Annotated in this window: 15 protein-coding genes and 1 pseudogene; 8 read left to right on the plus strand and 8 right to left on the minus strand. The window is 63.0% G+C overall.

Going from position 1 to position 18,872, the window contains the following annotated elements:
- The first annotated feature begins 27 nt into the window (after window positions 1–27).
- A complete protein-coding gene (locus E3T50_RS06235; RefSeq protein WP_241990793.1) occupies window positions 28–441 on the plus strand; it encodes a DUF1294 domain-containing protein in 414 nt (137 codons plus the stop codon).
- Here the strand turns inward: E3T50_RS06235 and E3T50_RS06240 are convergent.
- From E3T50_RS06240 to E3T50_RS06275, 8 genes are all read right to left on the minus strand, one after another.
- On the minus strand, window positions 428–997 hold the full coding sequence (locus E3T50_RS06240; protein WP_134551079.1) for a hypothetical protein: 570 nt from the start codon (window positions 995–997) through the stop codon (window positions 428–430). The two genes, E3T50_RS06235 and E3T50_RS06240, sit on opposite strands and share 14 nt — an antisense overlap.
- 206 nt (window positions 998–1,203) lie before the next feature.
- Window positions 1,204–3,861, minus strand: coding sequence for a multicopper oxidase domain-containing protein (locus E3T50_RS06245; RefSeq protein ID WP_134551080.1), 2,658 nt, complete (start codon window positions 3,859–3,861; stop codon window positions 1,204–1,206).
- A 9-nt stretch (window positions 3,862–3,870) separates the two neighbouring features.
- A complete protein-coding gene (locus E3T50_RS06250) occupies window positions 3,871–4,203 on the minus strand; it encodes a DUF2249 domain-containing protein (RefSeq protein ID WP_134551081.1) in 333 nt (110 codons plus the stop codon).
- Between the two features lie 103 nt (window positions 4,204–4,306).
- On the minus strand, window positions 4,307–6,835 hold the full coding sequence (locus tag E3T50_RS06255) for an MMPL family transporter (protein ID WP_134551082.1): 2,529 nt from the start codon (window positions 6,833–6,835) through the stop codon (window positions 4,307–4,309).
- Window positions 6,836–6,940: 105 nt separating this feature from the next.
- Window positions 6,941–7,582, minus strand: coding sequence for a TetR/AcrR family transcriptional regulator (locus E3T50_RS06260; RefSeq protein ID WP_241990794.1), 642 nt, complete (start codon window positions 7,580–7,582; stop codon window positions 6,941–6,943).
- A 77-nt stretch (window positions 7,583–7,659) separates the two neighbouring features.
- Window positions 7,660–8,334, minus strand: coding sequence for an MBL fold metallo-hydrolase (locus E3T50_RS06265; protein ID WP_134551084.1), 675 nt, complete (start codon window positions 8,332–8,334; stop codon window positions 7,660–7,662).
- Window positions 8,334–9,428, minus strand: coding sequence for an S-(hydroxymethyl)mycothiol dehydrogenase (locus E3T50_RS06270; protein WP_134462120.1), 1,095 nt, complete (start codon window positions 9,426–9,428; stop codon window positions 8,334–8,336). Before E3T50_RS06270 ends, E3T50_RS06265 begins: the two co-directional genes overlap by 1 nt.
- 289 nt (window positions 9,429–9,717) lie before the next feature.
- Window positions 9,718–10,158, minus strand: a complete 441-nt coding sequence (locus E3T50_RS06275) for a GyrI-like domain-containing protein (RefSeq protein WP_134551085.1) — start codon at window positions 10,156–10,158, stop codon at window positions 9,718–9,720.
- 545 nt (window positions 10,159–10,703) lie between these two features.
- On the opposite strand from E3T50_RS06275, the gene E3T50_RS06280 reads away from it, so the two are divergent.
- From E3T50_RS06280 to E3T50_RS06310, 7 genes and pseudogenes are all read left to right on the plus strand, one after another.
- The gene (locus E3T50_RS06280) at window positions 10,704–11,756 is read left to right on the plus strand and encodes a TerC family protein (RefSeq protein WP_134551086.1); all 1,053 of its coding nucleotides are present in this window, start codon (window positions 10,704–10,706) and stop codon (window positions 11,754–11,756) included.
- Complete coding sequence (locus E3T50_RS06285; protein WP_134551087.1) at window positions 11,722–12,039, plus strand: hypothetical protein; 318 nt, start codon at window positions 11,722–11,724, stop codon at window positions 12,037–12,039. Before E3T50_RS06280 ends, E3T50_RS06285 begins: the two co-directional genes overlap by 35 nt.
- 122 nt (window positions 12,040–12,161) lie before the next feature.
- The gene (locus E3T50_RS06290; RefSeq protein ID WP_134551088.1) at window positions 12,162–14,456 is read left to right on the plus strand and encodes a fibronectin type III domain-containing protein; all 2,295 of its coding nucleotides are present in this window, start codon (window positions 12,162–12,164) and stop codon (window positions 14,454–14,456) included.
- An 820-nt stretch (window positions 14,457–15,276) separates the two neighbouring features.
- Window positions 15,277–15,692: pseudogene (locus E3T50_RS06295) on the plus strand (hypothetical protein); the annotation flags it as partial.
- Between the two features lie 60 nt (window positions 15,693–15,752).
- The gene (locus E3T50_RS06300) at window positions 15,753–17,492 is read left to right on the plus strand and encodes an FAD-binding protein (protein WP_134551089.1); all 1,740 of its coding nucleotides are present in this window, start codon (window positions 15,753–15,755) and stop codon (window positions 17,490–17,492) included.
- Between the two features lie 158 nt (window positions 17,493–17,650).
- Window positions 17,651–17,830 (plus strand): hypothetical protein, encoded by a 180-nt coding sequence (locus E3T50_RS06305; protein WP_134551090.1) that lies wholly within the window; start codon window positions 17,651–17,653, stop codon window positions 17,828–17,830.
- A gap of 561 nt (window positions 17,831–18,391) precedes the next feature.
- Window positions 18,392–18,688 (plus strand): hypothetical protein, encoded by a 297-nt coding sequence (locus E3T50_RS06310; RefSeq protein WP_134551091.1) that lies wholly within the window; start codon window positions 18,392–18,394, stop codon window positions 18,686–18,688.
- The last annotated feature ends 184 nt before the right edge of the window (window positions 18,689–18,872 follow it).

The raw sequence follows: 18,872 nt of genomic DNA on the forward strand, positions 1-18,872 counted from the left end.
GCAAGGCCCCGCCTTTAGCATGAGTACATGGTCCGCGTCCGCTCCCGCCGCACGATGGGCCGCAGAAGTTACCTCGCCATCACCGGCTTCGCTGTGCTGTACCTGATCGGCGCCGTGTACGCGCCCCGCCCACTGTGGGTAGCGGGCCTCTATCTGGTCACCAGCTCGCTCTGTTTCGCTCTCTACGCCTTCGACAAGCGGCGGGCAAGGTTCGGCGGCTGGCGGGTGCCGGAACGCACCCTACTGGTCTGGGGTTTCCTCGGCGGCTGGCCGGGCGCGATCGTTGCTCGACAGGTGCTGCGGCACAAGACCCGGAAGGTGAGCTTTGCCCGGGCGTTCTGGGCCACCGTTGTCAGCAACGTCGCGCTCTTCGTCGCGCTGAGCACCCCGGCCTTCGACCGACTGGTGGCCGAGGCGATAACCAGCCTTAGTACTCGTTGAATTCAGGTCTGGCGGCCGCGTCGTGCTTGGCTTTCAGAATGGCCAGGTTGATGAGCACGAATGCTTCCAGACGTTCGCCGCGATGTTCGGCGTAGTCCGGCTCGCGCTGATCGACGGCCAGCTCGATGAGCTTCGAGGAGACCGCTGAGCTCACCTCCTCGCTCGCCGACCGTTGGGCAGTCGCCACGATCCGCGCCACCTGGTCCTCATCGTCGGCCACGGCATCGAGAGCGAGCGTCAATCGCTCGTGTACCCGAAACCTCAGGGCGAACTGTTTCAGGTCGTGTCGTTGGTCATCGGTGAAACTCAGCCGCCACTTCATGGCCGCGAGGTCCCGGCCCATCTGGCTGACTCGCCGGGCATACTCTTCGTTTTGTCGGGCGAGACGATGCAGCTCTCCGCGGGCGTTGTCGGCGTACCGCTCGGGGTCGTAGTCGAAGTGCTCGCGCAGTGCGCCGACGATGATGTCGTTCTTGACGGCCATCCGAACAGCTGACACCGCGATGAGCAGACCTTCATCGACCGTGCGCTCAAGGTCGGGCAGCTCAGCGATCACGTCGGGTTCACTGACGTGTGCGTGAGCGTCAGCACGACGCCGGGACCGGTTCCAGATGATTGCGCCACCACTTCCTCGTGCAGGTGATCTCTATTTTATCCTGCCCGGGAATCGACCCCGACCGTTCTCGAACCGAGCATCAACGGCGAGCTGCGCAGCCACCGCGCCCGCAACTCGGCGGCGGGTGCTGAATCGCCCGATAGCTGCTAGCCGGTGACCAGAAACAGCCCGCGCGCGCCCTTCTCCGCATCCGACATCACGTGGCTCACAAACGGGTAGGTACCCGCTTCGTCAAACGTGAGCTCCACGAATCCACCCTGAGCGGGCATCATCGCCAGCGCCTGCGCCCCGCCCGTACCGGTGCTGCCACCGTCGCGCAGAAGGTATTCCCCCTCCGAGAAGACGGTGTCGAATTGGCCACCCACGACGTGAAACGAACTACTCTCGTTTGGGCCGGCGTCGAGCACCCAAATGCGCACCGTCTCGCCGACGGTCGCGGTCAACGGCGCGGTTACATACTGGTTCGCGTAGCCGTTGAAGGTGAGCAGGTCGGGCCGCTGGGTCGCCACCTTGATCGCATCGCCCTCCTCCCCCTGGTGCCCGAGGTAGAACTCGGACTGGATCAGCACGTATTCCTGGTCGACGACAGACATCCCGGGTGGGTCGATGATGACCGCACCGAACATACCGTTCGCGAGGTGGACTGACATGGGCATTGTGGAGCAGTGATACAGCCAGACACCCGACCGCGTGGCGGTAAACCGGTAGGTGAGCTCTTCTCCGGGGTCGATGGTCTGCATCGGCTTGTCTGGGGCGAGCGAGCCGGCGTGGAAGTCGAGCGAATGGCCGATCGTACCCTCGTTGACGAAAGTGATCTCGAACACGTCGTTGACCCTGCCGCGCAGCACCGGTCCCGGGGCCGTGCCGTTGTAGGTCCACAGCATTTGCGTCACGCCGGGCGCAACCTCGGTTTCGGTATTGCGCACGGTCATCGTGCTCGTGTGCACCGTGACGGGTGCCGTGGGCGCCAGTCGCGCATCCCGGGCAACGAAATCGCTTCCCGGCTCGGCCATCACATCGATGTCATCCGCAGCAAGAGTGCCCTCGGACGGGTCACTGCCCATGGCGCCGTGGCGCAGCTGTGAGGAATCATCGGAGTCGGCCGATTCTGCTCCGACCGCATTCACGGTCAGCAGCATTCCGAGCAGTCGGTGGCCCCCAATGGAACACCAGCCATCGAGATCGGCGTCGATCACACCGACCTCAACGGTCGTCGTGGCCTTCGGCTCAACCGAGCCGGACTCGACTCCGCTATTGAAGACCAGGTCGTGGAGCATGCCGTCGGTGTTGGTGAGGGTGATCACCAGGGTGTCACCGACGGGAACGTCGATCGTATCGGGGCTGAAGCGGGTATCAGCCATGGTGACGTCGACCGTCGTCGTGTGGCCGGTGGCCTTGGATCCCGAGCCCGACGCGAGGCTCACACCCGAAGGGTCGAGCGCGACTCCGATGGCGAGCGTCAAAGCGAGGGCCGCCGCGGCGGCGACCACCATGCTCAGGCGAGAACGCGGCGGGGGTGCCGGAACTGCCGCGACATCGTGGGCCAGGGGCGGCAGCCCCGACCCCGGAGGGGTGCGATTCTTTCGGTTGATGCGCAGAGCCCGCACCATCAGAACGATGAAGAAAGCGAGCGTCGCGAGAATGACCGCGCCGAGCACGTCGGTGACGAGGTCGGACAGCGGTAGGAGGGTCAGCACCAGTGCACCGTTGACGACGGCCACTCGAAACAAGCCGGCACGGTCGAGTTCGCGTGCGGTCGCCTTGGACGCGCGCGGGCCACCGCCGAGCACCACCGGAATGAGAAAGCTCAGCGCGCCGATCATGATCTGGCCGCCGAAGCCGACGGCGAAGTATGGCACGAGCGCTTCGAGACCGGCCGCGGCATCCGACCAGCTGGCAGCGGTAACCACAACGGCGGAAAAACCGACCGCGCACAGCGCGAACCAGGCAAGCGCTGCGGTGATACTCCAACCGGCGTAGCTGACCGCCGGCGACCGGCGCACATGTTCGACCAGCTCCCTGAGCACCCGGGCGAAGCCGACCAGGTAAATCACGACACCGGCCGCGGTGATGATTCGTGAGTCCGCGTAGGAGCCACTGCCCAGAACTACCAGACCGGCGAGGAGAATGGGCAGGGTCGGGCGTGCGGCCGCTGTCGTGGTCGACAGTACGCGGGAGTGCAACACGGTCGGGAGCAGCAAAGCGACGGTGCCGATGACGGTCAGCCCGACCCAACCGAGCAGGTTCAAACCGATGTGCGCGATGTAGAGCCGCTCGTAAGAGTCAGCCGCTGCGGTCGCGTCGCCAGCTGTCGTACTGCCGGGATGGGCCATCAGAATGCCGAGCGTTACTCCGACCACGAGGCATCCAGCGGCGGCGATGTAGTAGCGCACCAGGGGCGAGAACCGGGCCGGGAGCGCTCCGCGCAGCTGTTGCACGAGAATTGTGGCATGCACGAGGGCGTTGATCCCGACGAGGATGCCTCCAGCCAGTACCGCGTACCACCAGGCGCCGGTCATTCCGATCATCACCATCGCCGCGCCAACCGTGTGCACGGTCAGTCGAACGCCGAGCCAGTACCGGCCGCCAGGAGCAGTGTTCTTGAGCAGACTGTCGGCGAAGTGCTGGCTCCACACCAGGATTGCGGTCGTCAGGGCGCCGAGCAGTAGCAGGTGCACCATCAGCCAGGGCCCGAACGACGATCCGCGGTAGAGCACGACGCTGACGATCCCCAGCACCAACCAGGCGGGAACGAGCATGCCGGTGATCTGGTGCCAGAGCCGGCGTTTGAGGCTGGGTTTCATGCCGAAGCGCTACGCAATTCGCGTGAACCGCAGGGTCCACACCTCGGGACCGCTCCCGAGGTAGCTGATACTGAAGACGTCGGGGTGCTTGCGCTCGAGTGTTGCAAGGAGCGGCAGCGGGTCGTGCGATGCCACGAGGTCGAGGGATATTCCGGGCTGAATTGCCTCCAGCGCACCGAAGATCGCGGCGTGGCGGATGGCGTGCGGTATGGTGCGGCTGTCCAGAATGATCGCTTTGCTGTCGTCGTGGGCGCATGCACACGTCGCCGTGGTGCCCGTTGTCGTATCGACGTGCTCATGGCCAATCGGCCCGGCAGTTATGGTGATCGGTTCGGCAGTCATGATGTCTCCTCGGCTCGGTGAACAACGTCCACCTGTATTTTAGAGCAATCTTCTCCGTTTAATAAAATTGCAGCTGCGCCACCGAGACTGCTCTTGGGACGGGTCAGGCGCTGGGCGTCGTAACGCGCTCGAGTTCGCTCTCGGACGGAATTGGGTGCGATCGCTCGAGCGACGCGCCTTCCACGTCGACGTTGGGCAGGATACGGTCCAGCCATTTAGGCAGCCACCAGGCCGCGTCACCCATCAGGTGCATCACCGCCGGAATGATGAGCAGCCGCACCACAAAGGCGTCGAGAAGCACTCCGACAGCGAGCCCGAAGCCGATCGACTGGATCATCACCGAGTTCGAGAAGACGAAGCCGGAGAAGACCGAAGCCATGATGAGCGCGGCAGCCGTGACCACGGTGCGTCCCGCGTGAACACCGCGCTGTACGGCCACTCGCGCCGAGGCGCCGTGGACGAACGATTCGCGCATCCCGCTGACCAGGAACAGCTGGTAGTCCATCGCCAACCCGAACAGCACACCAACGACGAGGATGGGCAAGAAGCTCAGGATGGGCCCGGGGTCATGGATTCCGAATACCGGCCCGAGCCAGCCCCATTGGAAGACCGCCGTGATCGCGCCGAAGGACGCGAATAACGACAGCACGAAGCCCAGCGTCGCGGTGACCGGCACGAGGATCGAACGAAACACAAAGATCAGGATGATCAACGAGAGCCCCACGACAACGAGCAGGTACAACGGGAGTGCGGCGGCGAGTTTTTCGCTCACATCGATGTTTCCGGAAGCGTTCCCGGCGACACCGAGGGATGCGACACCCTCGATGTTGAGACCGCGCAGGTCACGCACGAGCTGTTCGGTTGATTCGCTGGTCGGCCCCTCCGTGGGGATGACCTGGAAAGCGAGGAGCAGGTCATCATCGGACGCTCCGATTGGCACGGCGGCGGCGACATTGTTTTCCGCTTTGAGCGCGGTTCCGATGCGGACCTGTTCGGCGAGCAGGTCGGCATCCGTGACGGCTGCATCGAGGTCGGCGACCACGAGTAGCGGGCCGTTCACGCCGGCGCCGAACTTGTCGTCGACGAGCTTGTAGGCGTTGTATGCGCTCGAGCCGAGCGGCTCAGACGAGCCGGCGGGAAGGCCAAGGCGCATCGAGAGCGCCGGGATGGCCACGATGAGCAGCACGATGATTCCGACAACCACGGTCACGACGGCGCGCATGGTGTTCATCGGTTTTGACGGAACGCGGGCATGATTCTCGGCGTGGCCGACCCGAGCGCGGGCCTTCTTCGTGAGGATCTTCGTGCCTACCAGGCCCAGCATCGCCGGCGTCAGGGTGATCGCGATGAGAATCGCCACGAAGACGCAGACGGCACCGACCGTGCCCATGAGCCCAAGGAAGGGGACGCCGGTGAGGTTGAGGGCAAGCAGGGCGATGAGCACGGTGGCGCCCGCAAAGACAACCGCATTGCCGGAGGTGCCGTTGGCCAGCCCGATCGACTCCTGCAGGGGCAGCCCGTTGCGCAGTTGCGTTCGATGCCGGTTGAGGATGAACAGCGAATAGTCGATCCCGACCGCGAGCCCGAGCATCACGCCGAGGACCGGGGTGACGGAGAGCATCTCGACGGTTCCAGACAGTGCGAGCGAAGCGAGTACACCGACGCTCACGCCGATGAGCGCGTTCAACAGCGGGAGCCCCGCCCCGATCAGCGTTCCGAGCATGACCCACAGCACAATGGCCGCGATGATCACACCGCCGATCTCGCCCGGGCCGAGAATCTCGGGGATGCTGGCGGCGATGTCATTGGAGACCTCAGCCGTGACACCGTCGATCCCAGCGTCGTTCAGCTGGGCGACGACGGCTTCTTTTGTCTCGGCGGGCACCTGGTTGAGCGATGTGTTGAACTGGATGCTGGCAACGGCAGTCGTCTGATCGGTGGATACCTGACGGATGCCCGCGGCCAGGTCGAGCAGGTCGGCTCCCTGTTCAAGCGTGGTGCCCTGGGCGTGGAGTTCGTTACGGCTAGCGTCGAGAGTCGTCTGCTGCGCGGCGATCGCAGCTGCGCCAGCATCAATTTGCGCCTGCTGCGCATCGAGCATTGGCAGAGCGGCAGCGAGCTGCCCCGCCGCCGCGGCCTGCGAGCGGCCGGCATCGAGCTGCGCCTGTCCGGCGTTGGCCTGAGCCGTAGCCGCATCGATCTGCACCTGCCCCGCATCGATCTGAGTCGTCGCATCGACGATCTGCTGGCGACCGTCAACGATCTGCTGCGCCTGATCGTCGATCTGGGCCTGGGCGTCGAAGGGGTTCGTCGCCGATTTCACCGCGTCAAGCGCGACCGTGCGCGTGAGCAAGTCACCGATCGCGGTTTTCTGCCTGGCCGTGAACCTGGAGTCGTCCGTCGTAGTGAAGATGACAGTGCCCCGCCCGCCGCTGGCTGCAGGGAATTTCGCAGCGAGCTCGTCGCTAACCTTCTGGGTGGCGGTGCCCGGGATGCTGACGGAAGAAGTCAGCGTTCCACCGAAGAACGCGAACGCACCACCGGCGAGGCCGAGAATGACCACCCATGCGACGATGACCGACCATGCTCGGCGGGCGGAGAACCGTCCGAGCCGGTAGAGAAGGGATGCCATAGTCCTCAAGATCTTTCTTGATAGTCGGGTCTAGGAGTCGGGTCTAGGAGTCGAGGAACCCGGTGGCGCCGCGCAGCGCGTCACCGGGAATCACGGATCTAGTGTTCAGCTGGAAGGTGCGTACCCGGTGCGGATGGTGGATACGAGACGGTCGAGCAGTTCGTCCCACACAAGTCGCGAGGCCGGGTCGAGCGTCCCGCCCGTGCGGGCTAGCCAGTGGCCAGACACCACCGCGATGCCATTCATCACAGAGCTCACCAGGATTGCGACCTCGAATGCGTCGATCGCATTGGTACGTTCGGCGATCTCCAATGAGAGCTGTTCCGTGGTGCGGGTGAAGACATCGCCGATGCTGTGCTGTGAGCGGCCATCCACACCTTCCGCGGTGAGCACGCCGGAAAGGTAGCCCACCACGGGTGGTAAATCGATGTTGCGCAAAGCCGCGGTGATTTCGTCGAACAGGTCGATACGACCACCGTCTCCCAGCGGAGTCGATGCCGTCGCTGCACGGAATTCGTCAACGGTCGCGCTGAGCACCCGAGCGCAGGTCGTCATGATCACGTCGTCGAGGGACGAGAAGTGGTTGAAAACCGTGCGCCTGGAGACGTCGGCGCGCTCAGCGAGTTCGTCGACGCTGAATTGCGGTTTGCCCCGCTCTCGAATGAGCGAGTCGGCGGCATCCAGAATGGCTTGGCGGTACCTCGCCTTGAGCTCGGTGCGGCGATCGGGAGTGGTGGTAAGCGACATCACTTGCTTACACTAAGTGCAACTACGCACAAAGTGCAAGACGAATTCGAGTGAGCTGCAGCTTGCGCTGTTCCGGCTCAATGCCCGCGAGTGATCCACTCTTCGCGCTGACTCGCCTCGTCGCCGATCAGCGTGGACTGACCGTGCCCGGTGCGCACCACAGTGGCAGCCGGCAACGTGAGCAGCGTGGTGGTGATGGAGTCGATGATCGTCGGGAAATCGCTGAACGAACGGCCGGTCGCGCCCGGCCCACCGTGGAACAGCGTGTCTCCGCTGAAGATTGTGCCGAGTTCAGGCGCAGAGAAGCAGACCGATCCTGGCGAGTGCCCCGGCGTGTGCAGCACCTCGAGCGTGATACCGGCAACGGCGATGAGCTGGCCGTCTTCCAGCGCGTTCGGGCGCCTGTTCGCCGCAGCAGACGCAGCAGTCTCGACAGCAGCGGCCGTCGCATCCGCTGGAAAGACCATCTCCCACAGCATGGTGTCGGCCGGGTGCAGCCAGACCGGCGCGCCCGTTGCGGCGCTCACGCTGGCGGCTGCACCGATGTGGTCGTTGTGGCCGTGGGTGCACAGAATAGCCAGCAGCTTACGGTCGCCTACTGCCTTCAGAATCGCGTCGGCGTCATGGGCAGCATCAATGACGACGCATTCGGTATCGTCGCCAACGATCCAGACGTTGTTGTCGAGGTCCCAGGTGCCGCCGTCGAGGCTGAATGTGCCGACGGTGACGAGGTGGTCAACGCGTGCGGTCATCAGAGCACCACCACCGAGCGCAGCACGTCGCCGATTGCCATCTTCTCAAACGCAGCCTCGATTTCGCCGATGCCGATCTTCTCGCTGACGAATTCGTCAAGCGGCAGCCGTCCCTGCAGGTACAGGTCGGTCAGCATGGGAAAGTCCCGCTCGGGCAGGCAGTCGCCGTACCAGCTCGATTTGAGCGAGCCGCCGCGCCCAAAGACGTCGAGAAGTGGGATTTCGAGCATCATTTCGGGGTTCGGCACCCCGACCAGCACGACCGTTCCGGCGAGGTCCCGGGCGTAGAACGCCTGCCGCCAGGTTTCGGGACGGCCGACCGCGTCGATGACGACGTTGGCACCGAATCCACCGGTCAATGCCTGCACGGCTGCGACGACGCCAGCCTCATCCAGGTTCGACGAGTCGATGGCGTGCGTGGCGCCGAGCTGTTCGGCCTTGGCGAGCTTCTTGGGGTCGCGGTCGATGGCAATAATGACGGATGCGCCAGCCAGCCGTGATCCCACAATCGCAGCATCCCCCACCCCGCCACAGCCGATCACGGCGACCGAGTCGCCTCGGCTGACGTTGCCCGTGTTCATGGCCGCACCGATGCCGGCCATGATGCCGCAGCCGAGGAGTCCGACGGCCGCGGGGTCGGCATCCGGATTCACCTTGGTGCACTGCTTGGCGTGCACGAGGGTCTTTTCGGCGAAAGCGCCGATACCGAGGGCCGGGCTGAGCTCCGTTCCGTCCGTGAGGGTCATCTTCTGGGTCGCGTTGAAGGTGTTGAAGCAGTACCAGGGTTCGGCCCGCTTGCACGCTCGACATTCGCCGCAGACGGCGCGCCAGTTGAGCACCACGAAGTCGCCGACCGAGACGTGGGTGACACCTTCGCCGATGACGCTGACGCGCCCGGCGGCTTCATGCCCGAGCAAGAAGGGAAAGTCGTCACTGATACCGCCCTCCTTGTAATGGAAGTCGGTATGGCAGACGCCGCACGTTTCGATGTCCACGATGACTTCGCCCGGGCCGGGATCGGGGATGACGATGTCGACCAGTTCGACTGGCGCGCCCTTCGAGCGGGCGATGACGCCTGTGACTGTGGTGGACATGGAGCTCCTCCGATCGAGGGGTGCCGAGTATGGCGAGGACGCCTTCAACCCTATCGGAGGCGTGCGAGGGACGACGGCATCCTGCCAGCGCTACGATGCGCGTCAACCAGGCGGCATATGAATGCGTCCTCGTGGACGAAGGACGAAGTCCAAGCGCCGCGATGGTCTCCCTCGAAGTTTGGCTAACGACCGGCAACTTGCCGCTGTTGTCGAGGAGCGGTTGCGGAAGAACCGGAGCCCCCAGCAGATCAGTGGCGACCTCGCGGTCGTCTTCGCCGCCAAGCCGCCGTCAGGTGACGATGTCGACGAAGAGTTCGTGCGGTTGTTGAACACCGTCGGCGGTGTACCCGACATCAAGCTTGCGGTTCCCGAGAGCAAGTCCCTGCTCTGCAGCCCAGTCATAGATGGCCTGGAAACCATCGGCGATCGTTGCCACTGAACCGTCATGCCGGTGGTGGACGAAACGTCCACCGGGCAGGAGAGCCACAGCCATACCATCAGGCACTGGACTGCCTTCGACGACAGCAACTGATCCAATAGTCTCGCGGTAACGGCCGTCGCCTAGATGGTTGCTGGCCTCGACGAAGACGCCAGTGCCTGCGGCGGGCAGCTCATCTCGGCGGGCGAAGAGCTCGCGCCAGGCTGCAGGCATCTCGGAGCGTAGCTGGCCGAAGTCAGCGACAACTTCGATTCCAACGACAACAGTTTCACTAAGCTCAACGATCTCCATTAGTACCTTTCCAGCCTGGTCTGGCCGCGAACGACCTGCTCGTCTATCCGATGAGAACGCGGACTCTCCAATCTATCCAGACGCCCGAGACGGTCCATCATTTTTCTGTTGACGCCGACTGGAAAACGGCCACCACCCGCCATGGAAAGCGATCAATATGAACGATTGGGCGAAGATACGCCAGCTGTTCTCAACGGGTTAGCACTCAAAGGGAAAGATCGGGTACGTGGTATTCGACAGAGTCGACCCCTCATCGGCCGTTGGGACTTCTGGATCAAGTTCCGCGAGGTCACCACCATGCTCGGCCGGTCGCACCCGAAAGTCGCGGCGGTGCTCACCGGTGCCGGGAAAACACCTCAGAGATAGTGGATATGGCCTTAACCTATCGACTTTGCTGCTGAAGTCTGGTTTGCTACCTCATGGAGGGGAGTAATCCCCAGCAGTTTCGTCGTCAATTCGATCCCGTCATCGGGGTTCGGCGGAGCTGGCCCGACCAGGCTGGACCAGACCTCCGAGTGAATCTACCTCGGAAGGCAGCATCCGCAATGACTGTTCCTTTATGGGCCTGGCTGACAGTTCTTGGTGTCATCATCGCCATGCTCGCCATCGACCTCATCGCCCATCGCACGGCGCACATCATCGGGGTGAAAGAAGCCGCGGGATGGTCGATCTTCTGGGTTTCGTCCGGCATCTCCTTCGGCGCGATCATTTGGTGGCTATTCGGGGCCGAATTCGGCCAGCAATACTTCGCTGGCTTCGTGATCGAGAAATCGCTCGCGGTCGACAACGTGTTCGTCTGGGCGATCATCTTCACCGCATTCGCCGTACCACCACAGTTTCAGCACCGCGTCTTGTTTCTCGGCGTGCTCGGAGCGCTGGTCTTCCGCGGAATTTTCATCGCAGCAGGCGCTGTCCTGATCGAGAATTTCAGCTGGGTGCTCTACATATTCGGCGCGTTCCTCGTCTTCACCGGCATTCAGATGCTCCGCCACCGGAATCAAAACTTCGACCCCGAGAAGTCACGCACCTACACCTGGTTCCGCGGTCACGTGCCGATGACGGATGCCTTTTACGAACAGCGCCTGCTCATTAGGAAAGGCGGGATTCTTCTGGCGACCCCGTTGCTCGCCGTACTCGTGCTCGTCGAGGTCACCGACATCGTCTTCGCCGTCGACTCCATTCCCGCGATATTCGCCGTGACCTCCGAACCGTTCCTCGTCTTCACCGCCAACGCGTTCGCGATCCTCGGGCTCCGGGCGATGTACTTCCTCCTCGCGGACCTGATGCACCGCTTCGTCTATCTGAAGATCGGCCTCGCCGTACTCCTCGTCTGGGTCGGGGTGAAAATGCTGCTGCTCGAAGTCTTTTACATCCCCACCACGGTATCGCTTCTCGTCATAGCCTCCATCTTGACCGTATCGATCGTCGCCAGCCTTGTCGCTACCCGCGGTCAATCCCGGCGTTCGGTCGAGGCGACAAGCGCCGGACCGTTCCGAATGGCAACTGACGACGAACTCGCCTGCGTCGAGTCCGTGTGGCGCAAACCGGGCGTGGGAACCAGCAATGAAAACGGTGCCGATCGTCACCGACGAAAGTAAGGGCTTGTGTCACCAGTTGAATTTGCTCCTTGTCGACGAGGTCCCTGACGCGAAGAGGGAGATGCACCTACACTCCACCGATACCCTGTGCGGAAACGTGCAGGGTATTACCGCGCTTCCGTGGCCACGAATGGGCTTCGCTACCGACGCGGCCATCGTGCAACGGAGGGCCCTTCGCCGCCAGACGGCGTTCAACAAGCCGAACAGTCTCGCCGCGTCACTCTCCCGCACGACGGGATGCACGTACACCGCTCCGCCGCAACGCTTCGATCGGCATTGCTAAGCACTCTCGATCAAGTGCCCGCGATGTTTGGGATGGCGGCCTGATCATCATGGTTTTTCCAAGGCCCCGGTACGAGAGTGCAATTATGCGTGAATTAGTCACGCATTCTCATGAAGGAGTGGATGACCGTGAAAACAAGCCCATCTGCGGCGGGTCCTGGAAACAGGATTTCTTCCGGACGGCGCGCGACCGTTTTTGGAATCTCAGCAGCAGTTCTGATCGCACCCTTCATCATTGCCGTACCGGCCGCTTCGGCGGCTGTACCGACCTTTCCCAACAACATCGTCGTCTTCCCTGACCGCGACTTCATCACCATCGAGGGCTACCAGGAACACATTGGCGAGACCGCAACCGTGGAAGTTACGCGTCCCGGGGTAGGTGTGATCGGCTCAGCGGAGTCGGTTGTGGGCGCCGGCGATGTCGCGTTCGAGGTCAACCATCCGGGCGGGGTCTGCTGGGGAGCCGGCACGGCACTGAAGGTCACCCCGGACATCCGGTCCGGAGACGTCGTGTCGATGAAGTTCGGTGCAACTGCAGCCGGTGACACCTCGACCCAAGACGTATATGTGACAGCAGCGCCGGTGCTCGCCGCCGACGGCGTCACCGTCACTGTCACCGGTTTCATTGGCGATGGTGCAAATCAAGCTCAGATCGAGCAGCGAATCGTCGACCCGGCGTTCAGGGGCACCCCTATCGGCCGCCGGGACGTGCGCGCGGTGCCTGGACCGCTCACAGCCAACGTGGGCTATAGCTCATCGCTCGAGTTCGGCATTGCGGGCCCTAACACTTTCACGGCCACCTACGTGTTCGACAGTCGGGATACTGCCGGCATCGCCGCTGCCGCCGGGAGCGGTGTGCGCGTGATGTCCTGGCAGCTTGAGGATGCCGCCGCCAACCGCCAGGGCCTCACCATCGCCGAGTTCGGCGAATTGGGCGGTCCCGGAATGGGCGGATGCCCGAACGGTCCGTTGCAATCAGGTCCCGCCGGAGCGACCGATGTGATCGCCGCCACGGTGGCAGATTCCCTCAAGATCACGTGGACGCCAGCAAAAGCGATCCCCGGCACCCCGGCAATCACCGGCTACCGGGTTCATGCGGTGGCACAAACGGTCGTCAACGGAGAGCGCGCGGAATTTGGCAAGCGCATCGACTCCCCCGCGGCGAAGACCACCACGATCTCGGGGCTGAATCCAGCCGAGACATATGACGTTTTCCTCGTCTCAGTGAGCAGCGCGGGCGAGACCTTTCCCGCCGTGCATGCCATTCCGGTCACCGACATCGTGGCACCCCTAGTTACGGCCTCCCCCCAGAGCGGGTCGTTCCGCACCGCCCAGCAGCTCACTCTGAGCTCCAATGAGGCGGCAGCTGAGATTTACTACACGACCGACGGGTCGGATGTTTTTCTATCCGGCGGCACGTTGTCCGCGCTTGCTGTGCTCTACACGCAGCCCGTCAACATTGCCGGAACGACCACTGTGAACTTCGCCGCGGTCGACCCATCCGGCAACCTGTCGGCGCAGGGCCAAGTGGTGTTGACCATCACGAATGATCCTCTTCCCTCCACGCCAACCTTCTCCTCGCCACCGCTTGCCGGCACGGGAAGCGTGACGCTGAACTGGTCTGCTGCCGACCCTGGGGCGCCGGGACTCAGTGTGACAGGGTATTCGGTGCAGGCTTACACCGCTGATGGAGCTGCGGCGGGCCCCCCACGCATCACCGCGGGAGACGTGACGACGCTCGTCTTCGACGGTCTGGCTCCAGATACCGTCTATCAGTTTACGGTCACTGCAAGTAACGCGAACGGCGCCAGCGCTGCATCGGCGAAGTCCGATCCGGTCCAAGCACTCGGCGCTGTCGTGGCTAACGCGGGTGCCGATCAGGCGATCACTCGGGCAGTCACCGCGACCACGGTGGTGCTGGACGGCAGCCGCTCGACCGGCACGGAAACGACCTACCTGTGGGAGCAGATATCAAGTGGGCCGACGGATCCCGACCGCGTCACCCTCTCTGGGCCCACGACGGTCAAGCCAACGTTCTCTTTGCCGCTCTTCGCGACACCGATGACGAACAATCCGTTGACCTTCCGACTGACAGTGACTTCGGGTTCTACCGTGCGCACCGATGAGGTGCGAATCACGCCGATCGCTAGTCAGATCAGTGTCACCGGGGCGAGGTGGAAGTCGCGCGACTTTAGAGTCGACGGCATCAGTTCGTCGGTCGGCGGTACCGTGACGATCCATAGTGGCGGACCGACCGGTCCTGTCATCGGACAAGCGCCGATCACCGCCGCGCCGGCGCCGCAGACCGGTGGAGTGTTCACCTATCGGCTCAGGACCTCGGCCAGCAACCCTGGCTCGATTTGGCTTGATTCCACCCGGGGTGGCGTCGTGGGTCCGGTGACCGTGACCGCTGGGTAACGTCCACGGGATCAAACAGGAACGGGCTCTCACAGCGTCAGCGGTGAGGGCCCGTTTCGTGCGCCGTTTCGCCGCAGATTAGTCAGACAGAGGCCACGCCACGACGTCGATTCCCAACACACGCGGGATCAGCCATCGTCACGCCATCCACTTACTGCGGCTTGCGTTTCGGCAACGGCCGCACGTGAACGGCGGAGGACCTTCTCTGTGTCGAATGCCGCACGGATATCGATTAGCGGGCAGACGACTTGCTCCCGATCGACAAGGTGCCCCACTAAGAGATGGCGGATTCAACCGGTCGCAACTGGGTGGCGACCTTGGAAAATTGTGGGCAGAATGTGGGCAAACGCCGATTGTGGGGCAAAAGAAAACCCCTGAGTCCCGGTGTTTGTAAGGGACTCAGGGGTTCGAATGGCTGCGGGTAGTTTACGTAATTCCCACAGGCCACTCATAGAGCTAAAGGGAGCTGCGACGAATAGTTTCGATTCCATCACATCGCCGAATTAATTCCATCTCAGTGCCCGACCGGTCGCCGTCCTAGCGATGCCGGCCCTCCATGTAGCGAACGGTGGGTTGCGCCGAGGAAGAAGCAGCGGATTGCAAGGCATACGCAGCCGCAGATTCCGCAGGCGTTGCCGGTAATGATCCTGTCTTACGGGCACAGGTAAAGCAGTCTCATTTCAGCTGGCTCGTCTGAGCATCGTCGAAGGATGGAGCGTTTCGTCAGCCGCGAAGATGTTCCGGGTCTCGTAGCCGAACGCGAAACGGTGGGCCGACCGATTCGCCCAGCACTGCGTACTAAGGATGCAGGATCGCTCCTCCCGACGGTGGCGGCCACCGCTACGTCGGACGCCAACAGGGCGGCGCGAACCGGGCGGCGACTTCCCGGCGCGCCGGACTTCGGGCAGCTAACCGCACGGCCCGGCTGGGCACCTCGTTCATGCATACCGTCATCGATGACAACTCCAGCGTCGCCTACGCGGAGATCTGCGCTGACGAGAAAGCCGACACCGCCATCGGGGTGTTGCGACGGGCGGCGGCTGGGCCTACGGACGCTTCTACACCTCAGACACCGAACGCCGCGCAGCCTTGGAGCCCTGGCTGCACTACTACAGTCACCACAGACTCCACTCAGCAACCGGAAACGAACCATCCCACAGCCGCATAACCAACCTCCCTGGGCATTGCACCTATGTCGTCCTCAAATTAGAGCAAAAGTCCAGCAACGCGAGCTAGCTTGACCGTGGGAGCTGCACTCGGTGCGTCTCCGTCTTCGTGCCCGGAAAGGCCGTTCTCATGCCAGACAACACCGTCACTGGTCGCCGCATTTCTACCTCCGTCCTCGTCATCGGGACCGGGGGTTCCGGCCTGCGCGCCGCAATCGAACTCTCCGAACGCGGAGTCGACGTTCTCGCCGTCGGCAAACGCCCCAAGAACGACGCACACACCTCGTTGGCGGCTGGCGGAATCAATGCGGCTTTGGCCACGATGGATGCCGAAGACAGTTGGCAACAGCACGCAGCCGATACCATTCAGGAGAGCTACTTTCTCGCCAACCCACACACGGCCGAGATTGTGACGAAGAACGCTGGCCGAGGCATCCAGGATCTCGAGCGCTGGGGTATGCCGTTCGCGCGCGAGGCTGATGGTCGTATCAGCCAGCGATATTTTGGAGCCCATAAGTACCGTCGGACCGCGTTCGCCGGCGACTACACGGGACTCGAGATTCAGCGCACCCTGGTCGCCCGAGCCGCCCAGCTCGAGGTTCCCATCCTGGATTCGGTGTACATAACCCGCATCTTGGTGCGCGACAACGTGGTGTTCGGTGCGTACGGCTTTGATCTACGCGACGGCAGCCGGGTGACGATCATCGCAGACGCGGTCATCATCGCCGCTGGCGGACATAACCGCATCTGGCGTCGCACCTCCAGCCGGCGGGACGAGAACACGGGCGACTCCTTCAAGCTGGCGGTGGATGCCGGCGGTCGACTGCGCGACGCAGAGCTGGTCCAGTTCCACCCGAGTGGCATCCTCGAGCCGGAAAATGCCGCGGGCACCCTGATCAGCGAGGCCGCCAGGGGCGAGGGCGGGGTGCTGCGAAACGTACTCGGCGAGCGGTTCATGGCCAACTACGACCCTGAGCGAATGGAGCTGTCGACCCGCGACAGGGTCGCGCTGGCCGCATACACCGAGATCAAGGAGGGACGCGGCACTGCGAAGGGCGGCGTGCTGCTCGACATCTCCCACCTGCCCCGCGAGACGATCATGACGCGCCTGCCCCGCGTCTACCAGACCATGCTGGAACTGCAGGTGCTGGATGTCACCACCACTGCCATCGAGATCGCCCCGACCGCGCACTATTCCATGGGCGGCGTGTGGGTGCGACCGGACGACCACTCCACCGATGTCGTGGGGATGTACGCGATCGGCGAGGCCTCCAGCGGGCTGCACGGAGCAAATCGACTGGGCGGAAACTCGCTCATCGAGCTCCTCGTCTTCGGCCGGATCGTCGGTCAGGCTGCAGCGGAATACAGCGCAGGCATCACCTCCCAGAACCGCTCACAAGAAGCAATCGACGCCGCGGAACGCGAGGTGACCGACACTCTTGCCTCGGACGGAGAAGAGAATGTGCGAGCCCTGCAGCGAGACATCCGCAACACCATGACCGACTTCGGTGGGGTCGTACGCGACGAGGCGGGGCTGCTCGAGGGCCTACGCGAGCTGGACGAACTCGACGATCGCCAGAAACGAATCGGCGTGCATCCGGATGTCGCCGGCTTCTCCGGCCTCGCGCATGCCTTCGACCTGCGCGCCTCCCTCATGGCCGCCCGAGCAACCCTGGCCTGCGCTCTGGAGCGCCGGGAGAGCCGCGGTGCTCACAACAGAAGCGATTACCCGGACATGGACCCCGCCTTGCAGGTGAACCTGGTGTGGTCAGCCGATGGCTCGATCGCCCATGAGCAGATCCCGCCGGTTCCCGCCGAGATCGCGGCACTGATGGAAAACGTCAGCCAGGCCGGCAAATTGCTCGAATAACGGCAGGGCCAGCGCAACTAGGTGTACTGCCCAGAGAGGTTGGTTGGGGTTGTGTGGTGACACGCCCTGAGCTTCGGGCGTGAAGAAGGCCTCCGGTTGTGAAGTGAAGATCTTCAAGTGCTCGCTTCACAAGACCGGAGGCCTTTGCGTCGCTGGCCGTGACACTCGCACTCGTCTCGGCCAATATCCGAAAGATTTTGACGTTCATTCAGAGCGAGCTCGCCCGAGTGCCCCTCACCACGAGGAACAAGTCCTTCGCGAGCACGTACTATTCCAGCGCTGAAATCACGGCGGCGACGCCACCCACCGAGACGGCGCCGTCACCACCACCCAGCTAGCCGCCCGGTCGTCAACAATTCCGTTACCTGCAGTAAAAGTCGCTTCGCCCTGCCAAAAACAGGGCGAAGCGGTGTTTAACCGCCGACCGCGCACCGATCACAGCGTTTCTTGGGGCTAGCACTCTCGAAATCTGCGCCTTAACGCAGAAAACCGGCGATGCGATCGCCGGTTTTTTGTTGCCGCAGGAATTTCGTAAACTAAACGCCGGAATTACGTAAACTCCTCGCTGCGGAGACGGTGGGATTTGAACCCTAATACTGCCGTAACTGGTCAGCGGGATCGGCCGAACACCCCCGGAATAACGGGGTTTTTCAATCATCTGAGCCCGGTTGGAATGGAAGTAATTTCGTTCAAATGTTGCCAAAATGTTGCCACAGCCAGCACAGAGAGAATCGACCACTACATCGACGCGCACTTATGAATGCGCACTCGGGAACGAAGAACAAAGTCTAAGTGCCGCGATGATCTTCCTCGATGCCTGGCGGCGACAAGCTCGCGTTCGCCTCGTTAAATTTCCGCATTCCGTAGTGGACCGGCAAGGAGGGCGCTACTCTACTCCGATGATTGACTCTGCTGACGACGCCGCAGTCGCTGCCGTGAAACTTTCGTCCCCGCCGATCTGCGACGAATGCGAGCTGCCGCAGGAAGAGATCACTCACAGTTATGTCTACGAGTGGGCATGCGCGACCGACAGTTGCGCCAAACGCTTCCACCCCAGCTTCGAGGGGCTCATTTTTCCCCACGTGGTCACAACTCATCATCATGGGCCTGCGCGTCTGCTGGCGCTGCCATCAGCGCCGCGAGATGACGCGAATGGGCAACATCATGCGTTTCGAGCGTGGAAACCAGGCCTGTAACGAGCTTATCCACCTCCTCAGCGCCATGTCCGCGCAGGCCAACAAAACTGCAGCCTGCGGCGGGTCTCTAGCCGGCGCGCCTCACGCTCGCGCCTTCCGCATCCCGGACTAACCCGACATCACACCTTTGTGCGGGGTCGTTCGCTTGATGGATAGCCTGTCTAATAGACACGCGCTGATAATG

Source organism: Cryobacterium gelidum (genome assembly GCF_004403985.1).
Classification (GTDB): domain Bacteria; phylum Actinomycetota; class Actinomycetes; order Actinomycetales; family Microbacteriaceae; genus Cryobacterium; species Cryobacterium gelidum.